This window comes from Nocardia sp. NPDC060249 (assembly GCF_042728755.1).
Lineage (GTDB): Bacteria > Actinomycetota > Actinomycetes > Mycobacteriales > Mycobacteriaceae > Nocardia.
Genome location: NZ_JBHXAQ010000007.1, coordinates 31,164 through 52,248 on the forward strand (window position 1 = coordinate 31,164; position 21,085 = coordinate 52,248).

A 21,085-nucleotide genomic window follows, 5' to 3' on the forward strand; every position below is an offset into this window, starting at 1 on the left:
CAACGGCTTCCAGCGCGGTGATCCACAGGTCGGCGAATTCGCGGACCTCGGCTTCGGCGAGCAGGGTGCTCGGGTAGCCGATATTGGCGCTGAGCTTGTCGCCGACGACGATCGCGTTGACGTCGAGGGGCGCCATCGCCGGCATGTCGGCGTCGTAGGCGCCGCCGAGGGCCGCCAGCTCGGGTGCCGGGATCCAGCCGAAGCCGCGCAGGGCGTCGGGGACGTCGCTGTCGGCGACGCGACCGAGGTAGTTGAAGCTGATCTGGCCGGGGAGCTGTGTGGGCAGTTCGACGGCGGTCTCGGCGTTCATGTACCGCAACAGGCCGTAACCGATGCCCTTGTCCGGCACCGCGAGCAGCTGTTCCTTGACCGCCTTGACGGCCTGGCCCAGCGCCGGACCACCGGCGAGCGCGGCGTCGATGTCGATGCCTGCCAGGTCGAGGCGGACCGGGAAGATGGCGGTGAACCAGCCGACGGTGCGCGACAGGTCGGCGCCGGGCGCGACCTCTTCCTCGCGACCGTGGCCTTCCAGACGCACGAGCAGCGCGTCGCCGCTCGGGTCGGCGCGGTGGCCGTTGCCGAGCGCGCCGGGACCGGTACGGGTGGAGCGCCACTTGGCGGCGGCCAGCGCCAGCGCGGTGAGCAGGCCGTCGTTGACGCCACCGTGGAACAGCGCGGGGACAGTGGTGAGCAGGGCCTTGGTGACCTCGGCGGACACCTCGACCGGCAGCTTCTCGACGACACCGGAAACGTCGACCGCCGGGTCCATCGGCCGCTCGGTGAGCAGCGGATCCGGGGTCTCGACCACCGCACGCCAGAAGTCGAGCTCGGCGGCGCGTTCGGTGGTGCGCGCCTCGTCGGCCAGCGCGTGCGCCCAGGCCCGCATGGACGTGGCGGGGGCGACGAGTTCGGGCTGCTGACCCGCGGACAGCTGTCCCCAGGCCGCGACGAAGTCGGGCACGAGGATGCGCCACGAGACGCCGTCGACCACGAGGTGGTGAGCGACAACGATCAGGCGACCTGCGCGACGGGCATTCGACGCACCGGCGCCCTCGACCTTGTCGGCGGCACCGGCGCCGGCGTTCAGGTCCGGCTCGAGCCAGACGAAGCGCACGACGACGCCCTCGGCCGGATCGAGGCGGTCGAGGCTGGCATCCAGTGCGGCGGCGGCGATGTCGACCAGCTCGGCATCGGAGACGGCGGGGTCGAACGTGGTGTGGTCGATGAGCGCGGCGGCGTCGACGGTGCCCGAGGGGGCGGTGTCGACGACCCAGCGGCCGTCGACCTGGTGCAGGCGCGAACGCAGCATGTCGTGGCGGTCGATGACCGCTCCGACGGTGGCGGCGATGCCCGCGCGGTCGATGCCGACCGGCAGTTCCAGCGCCATGGTCTGGTTGAACCGATTGAACGAACCGGGCCGCTCGGCCATGAACCGCACGACCGGGGTGAGCGGCATCTCGCCGACGCCGCCGCCCGGCAGCTCGGCCAGGGTGATCGCGGAAGCCGCCGCGACATCGGCGGTTTCGGCGACCGAGGCCAGGCCGGCGACGGTCCGCTGTTCGAAGACATTGCGCGGGGAGAACAGCACGCCGCGAGCCTTGGCCCGGGAGACGAGCTGGATGGAGACGATCGAGTCGCCGCCGAGGGCGAAGAACGAATCGTCCACGCCCACGCGTTCCACACCGAGCACCTCGGCGAAGACCTCGGCGATGGTCTGCTCGATCGGGTTGCGCGCGGCCCGGAAGGTGACCTCGGTGGCGAACACCGGCTCCGGCAACGCCTTTCGGTCGAGCTTGCCGACCGGGGTGAGCGGCACGTGATCGATCACCATGATCGACGACGGCACCATGTACGCGGGCAGACGATCCTCGACGTGCGCGGTCAGCGCGGCGACATCGATCGAATGACCCGGCGCGGCAACCACATACGCGACCAGCGAGACGGCGCCCGCGGTGCTCTTGTGGCCGACGGTGGTGGCGAAGTCGACGGCCGGGTGCGCGGCGAGGGCGGAGTCGATCTCGCCCAGTTCGATCCGGAAGCCGCGGATCTTGACCTGGAAGTCGGAGCGGCCGACGTACTCGACGGTGCGCTCGGCGGTCCAGCGCACCACGTCGCCGGTGCGGTACATCCGCTCGCCCGGGATGAACGGGTCGGCGACGAACCGGTCGGCGGTGAGGCCGGCGCGGGCGTGGTAGCCACGGGCCAGCTGGATGCCCGACAGATACAGCTCACCCGCGACACCCACCGGAACAGGCTGGAGCTGGGCGTCCAGGATCAGCGAACGCATGCCGCGAGTCGGCCCACCGATGGTGACCAGTTCGCCCGGCACCAGCGCGGCGCTGATGTTGGTCATGATCGTGGTCTCGGTGGGACCGTAACCGTTGTGGAAGGCGCGAGTCGTGCCGTCCGCCAGGGGAACTGCCCACTTCGACACCAGGTCGGCGGGCACCGCTTCGCCACCGGCGACCAGGACGCGCAGCGAGTCGAGACCGCTGGGGTCGAAGGTCGCCAGGGCGGCGGGGGTGATGAAGGCGTGCGTGACCCGCTCGGCGCGGATCAGTTCGGACAACTCGTCGCCGCCGTAGACGCCGGGCGGCACGACGACCAGCGCACCGCCGCGGGCCAGCGCCAGCAGCAGTTCGAGGATCGACGCGTCGAACGAGGGTGAGGCGAAATGCAGTGCGCGCGTGCCGGAATCGAGGGCGTAGCGCTCGGCCTGCTCCTCGCCGAAGTTGGCGAGACCGGCGTGGGTGACAACGACGCCCTTGGGCACGCCGGTGGAGCCGGAGGTGTAGATGACGTAGGCGGGCTGCTCGGGGGTGGTTGCCCGTACGAGCTCGGAGTCTGTGATCGGACCGCCGTCGAAACGAGCCAGGTCGAGCTCATCGAGCACGAGCCAACCTGCCGCAGGAGCATCCGCGGCCGAGCCGCCAGGGCTTGTTTCCGATTCGGCTCCACCCGACGCGCGACCGGCCGCGGCACGCGGTGCGATGTCGGGCAGTCCGCCCAGCACAGAGGCGACAGTGATGCCCAGCGGCGAACCGGAGTCGGTGACCATGTGGGCGATGCGGTCGGCGGGGTAGGTCGGGTCGACCGGGACGAAAGCCGCGCCGGTCTTGGCGACGGCCCACGCTGCCAGCACCGAGTCGGCCGATCGCGGAACGCCGATCGCGACGAGATCCTCGGCGCCGATGCCCTCGGCGATCAGCAAGCGCGCCAAGCGGTTCGAGCGTTCGTCGAGCTCGGCGTAGGAAACACCGGCCCCCTGGAACACGACGGCGGTACCGGTCGGGTTCTGGGCGACAGCGTCGGCCATGAGGTTGCGCAGGGTGCGCGCGGGCACCGGCGGTTCGCCGACCCGGAACACCAGGTCGGCCCGCTCGGCGGCATCGAGCACATCGATCGCGCTGACAGTCACCGACGCATCGGCGGCCACCGCTTCGAGCACTCGTTCCCAGCGGGTCGCGATGGTGGCGACGGTGTCCTCGTCGAACAGTTCGGTGGCGTAGTTCAGTGCCAGCGCCATCCCGCCGTGGCCGGGTTCGCCCAGCTCGGAGAGGGTGAACTGCAGGTCGAAACGGGCAACGCTCTCGTCGAGATCGAGGGCGGAGACGGCCAGGCCGGGCAGTTCGAGGGTGGTGCGGTCCAGGTTCTGGAAGGCCAGCATCACCTGGAACAGCGGGTTGCGCGACTGCGAACGCTCGGGCGCCAGCAGTTCCACCAGGCGTTCGAAGGGCACATCGGCATTGCCGTAGGCGTCGAGGTCGGTCTTGCGGGCCTGCTCGAGCAGGTCGGTGAACGACTCGGCCGGGCGCACACCGGTGCGCAGCACGAGGGTGTTGACGAACATGCCGACCAGGTCGTCGAGGGCCTGCTCACCGCGGCCTGCGATGGGGGTGCCGATGGCGACGTCATCGGAGCCGGACAGGCGCGCCAGCAGCACCGCGAGGGCGGTGTGCATGACCATGAACAGCGACGCGCCCTGGCGACGGGCCACCTCGTCGAGCTCGGCGATCAGCTCGGGCGAGAGCTCGCGGTGCACGGTGGCGCCGCGCAGCGAGGCGATGGCCGGACGCGGCCGGTCGAACGGGAGGGTCAGCTCGTCGGGGACACCGGCGAGCTGCTGCTGCCAATACCCGACCTGGCGCGACATCAGCGAATCGGCGTCATCCTCGGTGCCGAGCACCGCACGCTGCCAGATCGCGAAATCGGCGTACTGCACCGGCAGCGGCGTCCAGCCGGGGGCGGTGCCCTGTGCGCGGGCGGTGTAGGCACGCATCACGTCGCGGGTCAGCGGTGCGATCGAGAAACCGTCGGCGGCGATGTGGTGCACGACCACGACCAAGACGTGTTCGGCGGCGCCACCATCGACGTGCCCGGCACCTGCACCACGACCGGCCTGATCCGTGTCGGTCTTACGACCGGCGGACTCGGACTCGCTCCCGGAGCGCACACCGTGGACCCCGTTGTCAGCGGAGGCGACCCGGAACAGCCGCGCGCGCATCGGAACCTGTTCGGCCACATCGAAACCGGCGGAGACGAACTCGGTGACGGTCTCGAACAGGTCGTCCTGCGAGACCGCGATCGGACGCAGGTCCAGTGAAATGCGTTCCGCCGCAACGATCTGCTGCACCGGGGTGCCGCCGTGTTCGGGGTAGCGGGTGCGCAGCGACTCGTGCCTGCGGACCAGGTCGGCCAGCGCCAAAGACAGCGCCTCGGTGTCGAGTTCACCGGTGAGGCGGATCGCGACGGGCAGGTTGTAGGCGGCCGAGGTGGTGTCGTACTTGTTGAGGAACCACATGCGCTGCTGCGCGAACGACAGCGGAACCAGTTCCCCGTCGGCGCGCTCACGGGCGACCAGCGCCGCGCGGGCGGTGCCGCCGGTGTGCGATTCCACCCGTGTCGCCAGGGCTTCCACGGTGGAGGCTTCGAACAGCGCGCGCACCGGCACCGTCGCGCCCAGCGCCGCACCGATGCGGGCGACCACGCGGGTGGCGATGAGCGAGTTGCCGCCGAGGTCGAAGAAGTCGTCGTCGACGCCGACCCGGTCCAGGCCGAGCACATCGGCGAAGACCGCGGCCACGGCTTCCTGCACCGGCGTGACGGGTGCGCGGAAAGCCCGCGCCTGCACCGCGGGAGCGGGCAGCGCGCGGCGATCCAGCTTGCCGTTGACGGTCAGCGGGATCCACTCGAGGCGCACCAGCGCCACCGGAACCATGTAGGCGGGCAGCTGTTCGGCCGCGCCGCTGCGAATGGTCTCGAGGTCGGGTTCGAAATCGCCCTCGGCGACCACGTAGGCGACGATCCGCTGGTCACCCGGCTGGTCCTCGCGCACGATGACCGCGGCCTGGGCGATACCCGGCTGCGCGAGCACGGCGGCTTCGATCTCACCGAGCTCGATCCGGAAGCCACGAACCTTCACCTGATCGTCGGCGCGCCCGAGGTATTCGAGTTCGCCGAAGCGGTTCCAGCGCGCGAGGTCGCCCGAGCGGTACAGGCGCGAGCCACCCTGGTTCGGGCCCGCGAGCGGGTTGGCGACGAAGCGGGTGGCGGTCAGGTCGGGGCGACCGAGGTAGCCGCGCGCCAACTGCGGTCCGGCGACATACATTTCGCCCGCCACACCCACCGGCACGGGACGCAACCGGTTGTCCAGGACGTACACGCCCAGACCCGCGATGGCCCGGCCGACCACCGAACCAGCCGCGGCGGCAATGGTTTTCGCGTCGAGCGCACGGAACGACACGTGCACCGTGGTCTCGGTGATGCCGTACATGTTGACCAGCGTCGGCGAGCTGTCACCGTGGCGCGCGACCCACTCCGAGAGGCGGCGCAGCTCGAGCGCCTCGCCACCGAACACGACATAGCGCAGCGCGAGCGGTTCCAGACCCGGTCCGGCGTTGCGGTCGGCCTCGGCCAGCTGGTAGAACGCCGACGGTGTCTGGTTGAGCACCGTCACCTGTTCCACGCGCAGCAGTTCCAGGAACTGTTCGGGCGAACGCGAGGTGTAGTAGTCGACGACGATCAGCGAGCCGCCGAACAGCAGCGGGCCCCACAGTTCCCACACCGAGAAGTCGAAGGCGTAGGAGTGGAACAGCGTCCACACATCGCGGGGGCCGAAGCCGAAGTCGCGATCGGTGTTGGCGAACAGGCGCACCACATTGCGGTGCGCGACCGCCACACCCTTGGGCCGGCCGGTCGAGCCGGAGGTGTAGATGACGTAGGCGACATTGTCCGGCGAGAGCGGGGCGAGCCGGTCGGCGTCGGTGACCGGAGCGTCGTCGGCGTCTTCGATATTGCCGGTTTCCACGGCGAATCCGTCGAGCACCACCGAGGGCAGGTGCTCGGGCACCGTCACCTGGACGGTGGAGTCGAGGACCACGCTGGTGGGGCGCGAGTCTTCGAGCACGTAGGCGATGCGCTCGGCCGGGTAGGTCGGGTCGACGGGCACGTAGCCCGCGCCGGTCTTGACGACGGCGAGCAGCGCGACCACGAGATCGAGCGAACGCGGCAGGATCACCGCGACCAGCGATTCCGGGCACGCGCCATCGTCGATCAGCCTGCGTGCCAGCACATTCGCACGGCGATCGAGTTCGCCGTAGGTCAGCGATTCCATGCCGAACTTGGCGGCGATGCGGTCGGGGTAGGCGGCGGCCGCGGCGTCGAACAGGTCGACCAGGGTCGTGTGCTTGTTGCCGAACAGGCCGCGCCGGTAGCCGGCGGGGGTGCTGGCGTCGTGGATGACCGGCAGGCCGATGGCGTCGACGCCCGAGGACACCCAGCGCTGCGCGACATCACGCTGTTCGGCCTCGCCGAGCAGGTCGATATCGCCGACGATCACGTCGGGGTTCTCGGCGACGCTGCGCAGGATGCGGACCAGGCGGTCGCCGAAGGCGACGACGGTTTCGGCGTCGAACAGATCGGTGGCGTAGTTCCACGACAATGCCAGCGAGCCGTCGGCGGCTTCGCCCACGGTGAGCTGCACGTCGAATTTCGCTGTGCCCGGATCGAAGTCGACGACCTCGAGATCGAGACCGGGCAGTGCGATGGTGCCCGCGTCGGCGGCGGTGGCCGCTTCGAAGGTGAGCGCCACCTGGAACAGCGGGTGATGCGCCTGCGAACGGGCGGGGCTGAGCACGTCGACGAGGCGCTCGAACGGCACATCGGCGTTGGCGAACGCCGACAGGTCGACCTTGCGGACCTGATCCAGCAGATCGCTGAAACTCGTGCTCGAGTCGACCTCGCTGCGCAGCACCAGGGTGTTGACGAACATGCCGACCAGGTCGTCGAGCGTGCGCTCGCCGCGACCGGCGATGGGGGTGCCGATGGCGATGTCGGTGCTGTTGGACAGGCGCGCGGCCCAGGTGGCCAGTGCCGCGTGCATCACCATGAACAGGGTGACGCCGTGGGCGCGGGCGATCTCGGTCAGCGCGTGGTGCAGGTGCGCGTCGACCGAGAAGCGGTGCAGGTCACCAGCATTGGTGGCGACCTCGGGCCGCGGCCGATCGGCGGGCAGCTCCAGCTGATCGGGCAGGTCACGCAGCTGCTCGGTCCAGTAGGTGAGCTGGCTCGCGGCGACCGATTCGGGATCGGACTCCGCGCCGAGGACCTCGCGCTGCCACAGCGTGTAGTCGGCGTACTGGACTTCCAGCGGGGTCCAGGCGGGATTCTCGCCGCGGGTGCGCTCGGTGTAGGCGATGACGACATCGCGCAGCAGCGGACGCAGCGAGAACCCGTCACCGCTGATGTGGTGCACGACCAGCACGGCCACGTGGTTCCGGTCGTCGACGCGCAGCAGGCTCGCGCGGAACGGGACCTCACGGGTCACGTCGAAGTGCACGCTCGCCAGTTCGACCACCCTGGCCACCACGTCGCTCGCGGCGACCGGCTGGGCGGCCAGCGCGAAACGGACCTCGTCGGCGGACAGGATCTGCTGGTAGCCGGCGCCTTCCTCGACCGCGCCCGCGGCGACATCGGCTGCCGGGTAGAAGGTGCGCAGGGACTCGTGCCGGGCGACCACGTCGGCGATGGCCGACTCGAGCGCGGCGACATCGAGGTCGCCGGTGAGACGGATCGCGACGGGGATGTTGTTGACCGCGGTGCGGTTGTCGAAGCGGTTGAGGAACCACATCCGCTGCTGCGCCTGCGACAGCGGCACCAGCTCGGGCCGCGGGCGCGCGGCCAACGGGACGCGGTTACCACGACCGGTGTGCGTTTCGACGCGAGCCGCCAGCGCGGCCACCGTCGACGCCTCGAACAGCGCGCGCAGCGGCACCTGGATGTCGAGCGCCTCGGACAGCCGGGCCGCGACCCTGGTGGCGACCAGCGAGTTGCCGCCGAGTTCGAAGAAGTCGTCGTCGAGGCCGACCTGACCGGCGCCGAGCACCTCGGCGAAGGTGGCGGCGACGATCTGCTGCACCGGGGTGACCGGCGCCTGGAAGGTACGCGTGGCGAACACCGGCGACGGCAGCGCCTTGCGATCGAGCTTGCCGGAAGCGTTGAGCGGGAACGCGTTCAGCACCACGTACGCGGCGGGCACCATGTAGACGGGCAGCTCGGTGCCGAGTGCGTCCTTCACCGCGTCGGTGTCGACGGTGGCGTCGTTCTGCGCGACGAGGTAGGCGACCAGCTGATCGCCGGTGTGTTCGTCGGCCCGGACCACGACCACCGACTGGGCGATCTCCGGCAGCGCCGTGAGCGCCGACTCGATCTCGCCGAGTTCGATCCGCAGACCGCGCAGCTTCACCTGGAAGTCGGTGCGGCCCAGGTACTCCAGCTCGCCGTCGGCGGTCCAGGTGACGAGGTCGCCGGTGCGGTACATGCGCTCGCCACCCGCGAACGGGTCGGCGACGAAGCGGTCCATCGTCAGGTCGGCGCGACCGACATACCCGTGGGCCAGCTGCACGCCCGCGAGGTAGAGCTCACCCGCGACACCCACCGGAACCGGTCGCAGTCGCGAATCCAGCACGTACAGACGGGTGTTGAACACCGGAGCGCCGATCGGCACCGTCTCGATGTCGGCATCGGTGACCTCGTGATAGGTCACGTCGACCGCGGCCTCGGTGGGCCCGTAGAGGTTGTGCAACGCGGCGCCGGTCAGTTCGCGCAGACGCTGCGCGGTCGGCGCGGGCAGCCCCTCGCCGGAGGCGAACACATTGCGCAGCGAGACGCACTCGGCGGCCAGCGGTTCGGTGACGAACACGGCCATCATCGACGGCACGAAGTGCACGGTGGTGACCTGTTCGGCCACGATCAGCCGGGCCAGGTAGGCCGGGTCGCGATGCCCGTCCGGCTTGGCGACGACCAGGCGCGCGCCGACCTGCAAGGGCCAGAAGAACTCCCACACCGACACGTCGAAGGTGGCGGGGGTCTTCTGCAGCACCACATCGTCGGCGGCGAGACCGTAGGCGGCGTGCATCCACACCAGGCGGTTGACGATCGCCGCGTGGCTGACCGCGACGCCCTTGGGGCGACCGGTCGAACCGGAGGTGAAGATGACGTAGGCGGTGTTGTCCGAGCGCAGCGGGCGGTGCCGGTCGGCGTCGGTGACCGGCTCGGTGGAGTGCCCGGACAGGTCGAGCTGGTCGATGCGCACCTCGCGACCGGCGGCCGCGGGCAGGCTCTCGCCGGAGGTGAGCACGCAGACCGGTTGCGCGGTCTCGAGGATGTGCTCGATGCGCTCGGCCGGGTGATCGGGGTCGAGCGGTACGTACGCGCCACCGGCGGCCGACACGGCGTACATGCCGACCAGCAGGTCGATCGAGCGCCGCATACCCAGTGCGACATACGATTCCGGGCCGACGCCGGCGTCCTTGAGCCAGCGCGCCAGCTGACGTACGCGGCCCGCGAACTCGGCGTAGGACAGACTCGTCCCCTCGAAGGTGAGCGCGATCGCGTCGGGGGTGCGGGCGACCTGAGCCTCGAACAGCGCGTGGAGAGTGGCCGGTTCGTCGTCGCTCGGCGTGCTCAGCGCGGCGTCGACGGCGAACTCGGTGTCGTTCCAGCGATCGAGCACCAGGGCGCGCTCGGCGGAGTCGAGCAGTTCGATGTCACCGACGGGAGCCGAGGGGTCGACCACGACGGCGGTGAGCACGCGCAGCAGGCGGGCGCCGAAGGTCGCGGCGAAGCCGGCGTCGAAAAGGTCTGTCGCGTAGACGAGTTCGGCATCCATGTGGCTGTCGTCATCGGCGGGGACCTCGCTGAGCGCGAGCTGCAGATCGAACTTCGCCATGTGCTGGTCGATGCCCAGCTCGGAGACCGTGAGGCCGGGCAGTTCCAGGGTGGTGCGGCCCAGGTTCTGGAACGAGAGCATCACTTGGAACAGCGGGTGGCGCGACTGCGAGCGCGCCGGGTTGAGCACCTCGACGAGGCGCTCGAACGGCACGTCGGCGTGCGCGAAGGCGGCCAGGTCGTGTTCGCGGACCTGCCCGAGCAACTCGGTGAAGGTGGCGCCCGGGTCGACCTGCGCGCGCAACACGAGGGTGTTGACGAACATGCCGACCAGGTCGTCGAGGGCCTGCTGACCGCGGCCCGCGACCGGGGTGCCGATGGCGATGTCGGGGGTGCCCGACAGGCGCGACAGCAGCACGGCGAAAGCGCTGTGCACCACCATGAACAGGGTGGTGCTGTGCTCGTGGGCGACCCGGTTCAATGCCTCGACGAGCTCGCCCGGCACTTCGAAGCGGTGCGTGCCCGCCTGATAGCTGGCCTGCGCGGGCCGCGACTTGTGGCCCAGGCGCAGTTCGTCGGGCAGGTCGGCGAGCGCGCCGCGCCAGTGCTCGAGCTGCTCGGAGATCAGCGAGGTGGGATCGGTTTCGTCGCCGAGGATCTCGCGCTGCCACAGCGCGTAGTCGACGTACTGGATGTTCAGGGGCGGCCAGCCGGGTTCGGTGTTCGCGGTGCGGGCCACGTAGGCGGTCATCAGGTCGCGCACCAGCGGGCGCAGCGAGAACCCGTCGGCGGCGATGTGGTGGACCAACATCACCAGCACGTGCTCGCGCTCGCCGAGTTCGTAGACCCGAAGGCGCACCGGCGCGTTCGCGGTGACGTCGAAACCGCGGCGGGCGAACTCGTAGAGCGAGGCCGCCATATCGGTCTCGTCGGCCTCGATCAGCTCGAGCTCCGGGATCGAGCCCGCGGCGGCGAGCACCTTCTGGTAGGCGGTGCCGTCGGCCATGGCGGCGCGCCCCGACTCGGGGGTCACGTACACCGGGTAGACCGTGCGCAGGGTCTCGTGGCGGGCGACCACGTCGGCGACCGCGCCGCGCAGCGCGGGCAGGTCGAGCAGACCCTGCAGGCGGACCGCGACCGGGATGTTGTAGGTGCCGGTGTCGGCGACGTCGAAGCGGTTCAGGAACCACATGCGCTGCTGCGCGAGCGACAGCGGCGGGTACTCGGGGCGCTGGCGGGCCGTGAGCTCGGCGCGCAGACCGGTGCCCGCGTGCGATTCCACGCGGGCGGCCAACGCGCCGACGGTGGGCGCCTCGAACAGGGTGCGCACGCCGACCTCGGCGTCGAGCGCCGCGCTCAGGCGCGCCGCGACCTGGGTGGCCACGAGCGAGTTGCCGCCGAGGGCGAAGAAGTCGTCGTCCACGCCGACGCGTTCGGCGCCGAGCAGATCGGCGAAGATCTCGGCGACGATCTCCTCGATCGGGGTCGAGGGCGCACGGAACACCTTCGCCTCGAACACGGGCGCGGGCAACGCTTTCCGGTCGAGTTTGCCGGACGCGTTGAGCGGGAAGGCATCCAGCACGACCAGGGCCGACGGCACCATGTAGGTGGGCAGTTCGGTGGTGATGCCCGCCTTCACGGCGGCCACGTCGAGGGCCGTCTCCGCCTCTGGCACAAGGTAGCCCACGAGCTGGTCACCGGCGTGCGCGTCGGAACGCACGACGACGACCGACTGCGCGACACCCGGCTGAGCCAGCAGGGACGCCTCGATCTCACCGAGTTCGATCCGCAGACCACGCAGCTTCACCTGGAAGTCGGTGCGGCCCAGGTAGTTCAGTTCGCCGTAGGTCAGACCGTTCTCGCCGGACACCGCCGTCCAGGTGACGAGGTCGCCGGTGCGGTACATGCGCGAGCCCGCCGCCCCGTACGGGTTGGCGACGAAGCGATCGGAGGTCAGGTCGGCCCGGTTGAGGTAGCCGACAGCCAGCTGATCGCCCGCCAGATAGAGCTCTCCCGCGACACCGGGAGCTACGGGGTGCAGGCGCGAATCCAGCACGAACACCCGGGTGTTCCACACCGGGCGGCCGATCGGCACCGACTCCACATCGGCGTCGACGACCTCGTGATAGGTGACGTCGACCGCGGCCTCGGTGGGCCCGTACAGGTTGTGCAGGCGGGCGCCGGTCAGCTCGCGCAGGCGCTGCGCGGTGGGCGCGGGCAGCGCCTCACCGGAGGCGAACACCTGACGCAGGCGCACCGCGTCACCGTTGCCGTTGCTGCCCAGGGTCGAGACGAACACCGACAGCATCGAGGGCACGAAGTGCGCGGTGCTGATGTCGCGTTCGGCGATGATCTGGGCCAGGTACACCGGGTCGCGGTGGCCGTCGGGCTTGGCGACGACCAGGCGGGCGCCGGTCTGCAAGGGCCAGAAGAACTCCCACACCGACACGTCGAAGGTGGCCGGTGTCTTCTGCAGAACCGCGTCGGCGGCGTCGATCGGGTACTCGTGCTGCATCCACAGCAGGCGGTTGACGATCGCCGCGTGATCGACCGCGACGCCCTTGGGACGGCCGGTCGAGCCGGACGTGAAGATCACATAGGCGGTATTGGTGGCCCGAATCGGTTGCACGCGTTCGGCATCGGTGATCGGCGCACCGCTGAAGTCGGCGGGCGAGAAGATGTTCTCGACCGCGTGCACGGTGACGCCGTCGGCCTCGAACGCGTCGCGGCGGCTGGTGAGCACCAGTCGCGGCTGCGCGGTCTCGAGGATGTGGCCGATGCGGTCGGCGGGCTGATCCGGGTCGAGCGGCACGTAGGTGGCGCCGGTCTGCAGCACCGCGTACATGGCGACGACCAGCTCGGTGGAGCGCCGGATCGCCAGTGCCACCTGGTCGCCGGGCCCGACACCGTCGGAGATCAAGCGGCGGGCGATGCGGTTGGCCCGCTCCTGCAGCTCGCGGTAGGACAGTTCTTCCTGCTCGAAGACCAGGGCGAGGGCGTCCGGGGTCCGCTCCACCTGTGCGTCGAACAGCGACATCAGCGTCGCGTGCGGGACAGCGTGCGCGGTGTCGTTCCAGTCGACGAGGACCTGCGCGTGCTCCTCGGGCGCGAGCAGATCGATGTCGCCGACGAACACCTCCGGATCGGCGACGACCGCGGCGAAGATGTTGTCGAGCCTGCGGGCGAACGCGGCGACCGTCGATTCGTCGAAAAGATCGAGCGCGTAGGAGAACTCGGCCGCCATGCCGCCGACGTCACCGTCGGTGTCCTGGACCTCGGTGAGGGTGAGTTGCAGGTCGAACTTGGCCAGCTGCGGGTCGTAGTCGATTCCGCTCACCGCGAGGCCGGGCAGCTGCAGCGTGGCCTGCTTGTTGTTCTGGAACGACAGCATCACCTGGAACAGCGGGTGGCGTGCCTGCGAACGGGCCGGGTTGAGCACCTCGACCAGGCGCTCGAACGGCACATCGGCGTGCGCGAAGGCCTGCAGATCGGTCTCGCGGGCCTGGGCGAGCAGGGTGGCGAACGGGGTGGCGCCGTCGACCTGCGAGCGCAGCACCAGGGTGTTGACGAACATGCCGACCAGGTCGTCGAGCGCCTGGTCGCCACGGCCCGCGACCGGGGTACCGATCGCGATATCGCTGGTGCCGCTGGCACGGGCCAGCAGCACCGCGAGGGCGCTGTGCATGACCATGAAGAGCGAGGCGTTGTAGCGGCGGCCCAATTCGACCAGGGCGCGCTGGGTTTCGCTCGCGATGACGAAGGAGTACGTGCCGCCCCGGTAGGACGCGGCGGGCGGGCGCGGGTGATCGGCCGGGAGCACCAGCTCGTCGGGCAGGTCCGCGAGCTCCTTTGCCCAGTAGGCGATCTCGGAGGAGATCAGCGACTGGGGATCGTCCTCGGAGCCGAGGACCTCACGCTGCCAGAGCGAGTAATCGGCGTACTGGACCGGCAATTCGGCCCAGGTCGGCGCCTCCCACGAGGTGCGGGCCGCGTACGCCATGATCACATCGCGCGAGAGCGGCGCCATCGACCAACCGTCGGCGGAGATGTGGTGCACCACCATGCCGAGCACGTACTCGGATTCCGACACCTCGAAAAGCCGTGCGTGCAGCGGCACTTCGCTGGTCACGTCGAAGGCCATCGACGCCAGATCGATCAGATGATCGATGAGGTTGTCCTCGGTCACCCGGTACGGGGTGAGGTCGGGCACGATCTGCGCGGCGTCGAGGACCACCTGCACGGGGCCGGTGCCGGAGTCGGGGAACACGGTGCGCAGCGACTCGTGGCGGTCGATCACGTCGATGACCGCGACCTGCAGGGCGGCCACGTCGAGGTCGCCGGACAGCCGGATCGCGACGGGGATGTTGTTGACCGCCGACGCGGTGTCGAAGCGGTTGAGGAACCACATGCGCTGCTGCGCCAGCGACAGCGGCACCCGGTCGGGACGTTCGCGGGCGACCAGCGCCTTGCGCGCGCCGTCACCGGCCTGGGACTCCACGCGAGCGGCCAGCGCCGCCACCGTGGGCGCCTCGAACAGCATGCGGACCGGGACCCGGGTGTCGAGGGCGATGCCGATGCGGGACGCGACCTGGGTGGCGATCAGCGAGTTGCCGCCCAGTTCGAAGAAGTCGTCCTCGACGCCGACCCGGCCCAGTTCGAGCACGTCGGCGAAGATCTGCGCGACGATCTGCTCGATCGGAGTGGTCGGGGCGCGGAACTCGCGCACCTCGAACACCGGCGCGGGCAGCGCGCGCCGGTCGAGCTTGCCGTTGACGGTCAGCGGGACCGCGGCGAGCACCATGATCGACGAGGGCACCATGTACGCGGGCAGACGCTGCGCGACATGATCGGTCAGTTCGGCGATATCGATCGAACTGCCCGGCACCGCCACGACATAGGACACCAGCGAGGTGCTGCCGCCCTTGTTCTTGTGTCCGATGCTGACCGCGAAGTCGACGGTGTCGTGCGAGGCGAGCGCGGAATCGATCTCGCCTAGTTCGATACGGAAACCGCGGACCTTCACCTGGAAGTCGGAGCGGCCGACGTACTCCACATTGCGGTCGGCGGTCCAGCGCACCACGTCACCGGTGCGGTACATCCGCTCACCGGGGCCGTAGGGGTTGGCGACGAAACGGTCCGAGGTCAGCGAGGCGCGCGCGTGGTATCCACGCGCCATGCCGACGCCGCCGATGTAGAGCTCACCCGCGACACCGACCGGCACGGGGCGCAGGCGGTCGTCGAGGATCAGCGTGTGGACGCCGCGGATGGGGCCGCCGATCACGACCCGCTCCCCCGGGATCAGCCCTTCGCTGAGGTTGGACGCGATGGTGGTCTCGGTGGGGCCGTAGACGTTGCCCAGCATGCGCCGAGTTCCGTCGGGCAGGCGCACGGCCCACTTGGCGACCAGTTCCGGCGGGACCGCTTCGCCGCCGGCGGCGAGCACCCGCAGGTGATCGAGGCCGCGGGCGTCGAAGGTGGCCAGCGCGGCCGGGGTCACGAACGCGTGCGTCACCTGTTCGGTGATGAGGATGTCGCGCAGTTCCTCACCGCCGTACACCCCCGGCGGGACGACGACGAGCGTGCCGCCGCGACCGATGGCGAGCAGCATTTCCAGCACCGACGCGTCGAACGAGGGCGAGGCGAAGTGCAGTGCGCGCGTGGTGGAGTCGAGCGAGTAGAGGTCGATCTGCTCGGCGCAGAAGTTGGCGACGGAGGCATGGGTGACCACGACGCCCTTGGGCACACCGGTGGAACCGGAGGTGTAGATCAGGTACGCGGGCTGCGCGGGATCGGTCTGGCGGACCAGTTCACGCGGGGCCAGCGGGGCATCGGAGATGCCGGTGAGGTCGATGTCGTCGACCACCAGCCAGCGCACCGAATCGGGCAGCTCATCGGCTTCACCGGTGACCGTGATACCCACGGACACACCGGCATCGGTGATCATGTGGGCGATGCGGTCGGCCGGGTAGTTCGGGTCGACGGGCACGAACGCGGCACCGGTCTTGGCGACCGACCACACCGCGAGTACCGACTCCAGCGAACGCGGCACGGCGACGGCGACGAAGTCCTCGGCGCCGAGACCCTGCTCGATCAGCAAGCGCGCCAACTGGTTCGAGCGACGATCGAGTTCGCCGTAGGACACCGCGGTCCCCTCGAACACCACGGCGGTCGCCTCGGTGTCGCGGGCGGCCTGGGCGATCAGCTGCGGCAGGGTGCGGGCCACCGCGGCGGGGGCGCCGAAGCGGGTGACCAGGTCGGTGCGTTCGGCATCGTCGAGCACGTCGATCGCGCCGACGGTGACAGCCGGGTCGGCCAGGATCGCGTCGAGCACGCGGCGCCAGCGCAGCAGCAGCTCTTCGACGGTCGACTGATCGAACAGGTCGATGGCGTAGGTGAGCACGCCGGTCATGCCCGAGAGCGAGCCGGTGCCGGTGCGTTCCTCGGTGAGGGTCCACTGCAGGTCGAACTTGGCCATGTCGACCTCGACCTCGTCGGCCGTGACCGTGAGACCGGGCAGCTCCAGGGTGCCGTGCGACATCTCCTGGAACGACAGCACCACCTGGAACAGCGGGTGGCGAGCCTGCGAGCGCGACGGGTTGAGCACGTCGACGAGCCGCTCGAACGGCACATCCGCGTTCGCGAACGCGCTCAGGTCGGTTTCGCGGGTGCGGGTGAGGAATTCGGTGAACGGCTGCGTGGGGTCGACGTCGGAACGCAACACCAGGGTGTTGACGAACATACCGATCAGGTCATCGAGGGCCTGCTCACCGCGACCGGCGATGGGCGTGCCGACGGCGATGTCGGTGGTGCCCGACAGGCGCGCGAGCAGCACCGCGAGGGAGGCGTGCACCACCATGAACAGGGTGACGCCGTTGGCGCGGGCCACGGCGGCGAGCTGTTCGTGGGTGCGCGCGTCGATCTCGAAACCGACGCGCGCGCCGCGGAAACTCTGCTGCTGCGGGCGCGGGCGGTCGCTGGGCAGGTCGAGCTGGTCGGGCAGGCCCTCCAGGGCGCTCTTCCAGTAGTCGAGCTGACGCGCGGCCATCGAGGCCGGGTCGGATTCGGCGCCGAGCAGTTCGTGCTGCCACAGGGTGTAGTCGCGGTACTGGACCGGCAGCGGCAGCCAGGCCGGAGCCTGGCCCGCGGCGCGAGCCAGGTAGGCGGTGGCGACGTCGCGGGCCAGCGGGCCGAAGGAGAAACCGTCGGCCGCGATGTGGTGCACGACGAATGCGACCGCGAATTCCGGTGTGCCGTTGGTTGTTCCGCCGACCACTTTGAAGATCTGCACGCGGATCGGCAGTTCCAGGGTGACGTCGAAGCCGGTGGAGGCGAAGTCGATCAGTTCCTCGCGCAGCCGCGACTGGTCGATCGGAGTCACCGCGATGCCGAGGTCGAATTCGTCGGCGCCGAGTACGTGCTGGAAGCCGCCGTCGGCGTCGGGGAAGATCGTGCGCAGCGATTCCTGGCGCACCACAACATCATTGAGCGCGGCGATCAGCGCGTCGACGTCGACGCGGCCCTTCATCTGCACCACGAACGGCAGGTTGTAGGTCGGCGCGGTGGGGTCGAACTGGTTGATGAACCACATCCGCTGCTGGGCCAGCGACAGCGGCACCTGCTCGGGATGGGGCTGGGCGACCAGCGGCGGACGCGCGGAGACCTCGGCGGGGGTGACGGCTTCGGCCCGCGCGGCGAGTCCGGCCACCGTCGGGGTCTCGAACAGCGCGCGCACACCGAGCTGGATGCCGAAGGCGGCGCCGATGCGGGCGACGACCTGCGTGGCGACCAGGGAGTTGCCGCCGAGTTCGAAGAAGTTGTCGTCGGCGCCGACGCGCTCCTGGCTCAGCACATCGCCGAAGATGCCCGCCACGATCTGCTCGGCCGGGGTCCGCGGTGCGCGGAAATCGCCTGCGGCAGCGGTGAAGACGGGTTCGGGCAGCGCCTTGCGGTCCAGCTTGCCCGAGGTGTTGAGCGGGAACGCGGCGAGCACCATGATCGACGCGGGCACCATGTAGGCGGGCAGCTTCTCGGACACGAAACGCGTCAGCGTCGCCGGGTCGGCGGACTGGCCCGGCGCGGGCACGATGTAGGCCACGAGCTGCTGACCGGTCGCGGTATCGACCACGAGCACCGCGGCCTGGCTGACGCTCGGGTGCGCGAGCAGGTCGGTCTCGATCTCGCCGAGCTCGATGCGCTGACCGCGGAACTTCACCTGGAAGTCGGTGCGGCCGATGTACTCCAGCACGCCGTCGGCGTTCCAGCGCACCAGGTCACCGGTGCGGTACATGCGCTCGCCGGGGGCGCCGACGGGGTTGGCGACGAAGCGGTCCGAGGTCAGGTCGGGGCGGCCACGGTAGCAGCGGGCCAGCTGCCGACCGGCCAGGTACAGCTCACCGGGGGCGCCGATCGCGGCCGGGCGCAGGCGCGAATCCAGGACGTAGACTTCGACATTCCACTCGGGGATACCGATCGGCACCTGCGTGGTGTCGGCTTCGGTGGCCTCCCAGTAGGTGACCGAGACCGCGGCCTCCGTCGGGCCGTACAGGTTGTGCAGGCCGGCGTCGGAGATCGCGCGCAGACCCGCGGCGGTCTCCGGGGGCAGCGCTTCACCGATGACGAACACCGCACGCAGCGAAGCACATTGAGCCCGCGTGGCGTGTGAGACGAAGACGGTGAGCATCGACGGGACGAAGTCCGTCACGGTCACGCCGTGACGTTCGATCATGTCCGCGACATACAGCGGGTCGCGGTGGCCGTCGGGGCTCGCGATGACCAGTTTCGCGCCGACCATCAGCGGCAGGAAGTAGCCCCACAGCGACACGTCGAAGGTGGTGGCGGTCTTCTGCAGGTACACGTCGTCGGCGGTCAACCGGTACTCGTCGAGCATCCACAGCTCTTGGTTGACGATCGCGTGGTGGGTCACCGCGACGCCCTTGGGGCGACCGGTGGAACCCGAGGTGTAGATGACGTAGGCGGTGTTGTCCGGGCGCAGCGGGGACAGGCGATCGGCGTCGGTGAGAGCTGTGGCGTCGAAACCGGTCGTGTCGAGTCGATCGATCTCGACGCGGGCGACGGTATCGGGCAGGTCGAGGTCGTCGCCGGAGGTCGTCAGGACACAGACCGGTGCCGCGGACTCGAGGATGTAGGCGGTGCGGTCGGCCGGATGATCCGGGTCGATCGGCACGTACGCGCCACCGGCCCGCAGCACCGCGTGCATGCCGATGACGAGATCGAGCGAGCGGCGCATGCCGAGCGCTACGAGAGATTCCGGGCCGACGCCGTCGGCGATCAGGAAACGGGCCAGCCGGTTCACCTTCGCGCCGAATTCGGCGTAGGTGAGGGTCTCGCCGTCGAAGTCGAGGGCGATGCTGTCCGGGGTCAGCGGGATCTGCGCGTCGAGCAGCGCGGGCAGGGTGGTCGCGGGGACCTCGTGCGCCGCGTCGTTCCACTCGGTGAGCGAGCGTTCCAGCTCGGCCGCGCCGGTGACCGGCAGGTTCCACACCGGCAGCTCGGCGTCGGCGGCCAGGAACCGGTCGAAGAACTCCAGGAACCGGCCGTGATGGGTTGCCGCGTCGGCGGCCGAGTACAGGTTCGGGTTGGTCTCGAAGTCGATGTGGGAACGGGTGCCACCGTGCGACTGATAGAAGTTGACGCCCAGGTCCTCGATGCTGCCCGTGGACAGCACGTTGAGCGTGCCCTCCATGTCACCGAAGCTCAGGTGATTGTCGAACAGCATGATGTTGACCCACGGACCGAAGAACTCCGTGGCGACCATGCCCTCACCCGCCGAATCACGGCGGATGTCCTCGTGCCGGTAGCGCTGGTGACGCAGGGCGCCGGAGACCTCGGTGGTCACCGAACGCAGCAGCTGCGCGACCGTGGTGTCGTGGCCGACGCGCAGGCGCAGCGGGACGATGTTGGAGGTCACGCCGCCGGAGCGACGCATCACCGCGGTGGTTCGGGCGGTGACCGGGAGGCTGAGGATGACGTCGGAGGTGCCGGTGATCTGGGCCAGGTACGCCGCGAAACCGGCGATCAGCAGCGGCGCGGCGGTGCTGTCGTGGCGGGCGATCGCCGCGGTGAGCAGCTCGTCCTGGGCGGTGCTCAGCGCCGCGCTGGTGACGTCGTTGACCGGCGAGGGCGGGGCCGAGCGGCCGGTGAGGCTGCTGCCCTCTTCCAGGCCCGCTACGCGCTGGGCCCAGTGCTGCTTGTCGGACTGGAAACGGGTGCTGTCGCGGTAGACGAGCTCGGACTCGTAGAGCGCGCGCAGATCGGTGGCTTTGTTCGGCGGGGCCGGAGTGCCCGTGACCTCGGCGGTATACAGCTGTGCCGTGCGGTTGACGAAATTGTTGGCGCCGAACCCGTCGAGCACGATGTGGTGAACGCGGGCATACCAGTACCAGCGGTCGTCGCTGAGCTGGATCGCGGCGGCCTGGACGAGGCGATCACGAACGATGTCGAGCGGGCGGCTGTACTCCGCGCGCATCCACGCGGCGGCGGCCGCTTCGGGGTCGGCCTCCCCGCGCAGATCGACATAGATCAGCGTCGCGTCCTGAGTGGGGTCGATGGTCTGCATCGGCTCACCGTCGACCTCGACGATGCGCAACCAGCCCGATTCGAGGTCGGTGGCCGCGTCGGCGCTCGCGCGCTCGAGCACGGCGACATCGAGGCGTCCACGCAGGTCGACGTACTGGGCGATATTGATCGGCACCTGAGGGTCGACGTGCTGCGCGTACCAGATACCCAGCTGTGCGGGCGAAAGCGGGAAGTACTCCGAGGAGCCTCCACGTCCGTCACCAGTTTCGCCGTTTCCGCCGAAATCCAGCCGGTCCAACCCAAACCTCGCTTCCGGAACACCCGGTCAGGCGCTCCCCGACGACACCGGAACGCGAGCGCCCACCTGAATAAGCGTGGCGCC

Annotated in this window: 1 protein-coding gene (running past one end of the window); it reads right to left on the minus strand. The window is 69.9% G+C overall.

The features are described 5' to 3' along the window. A protein-coding gene (locus tag ACFWFP_RS23575) for a non-ribosomal peptide synthase/polyketide synthase (RefSeq protein ID WP_379298387.1) crosses the window boundary here: on the minus strand, positions 1-21,001 show its beginning. 23,075 nt of this gene lie to the left of the window's left edge; 21,001 of the gene's 44,076 nt are visible here — the first part of the coding sequence; its start codon is at positions 20,999-21,001; the stop codon falls past the left edge of the window. Between the last annotated feature and the right edge of the window lie 84 nt (positions 21,002-21,085).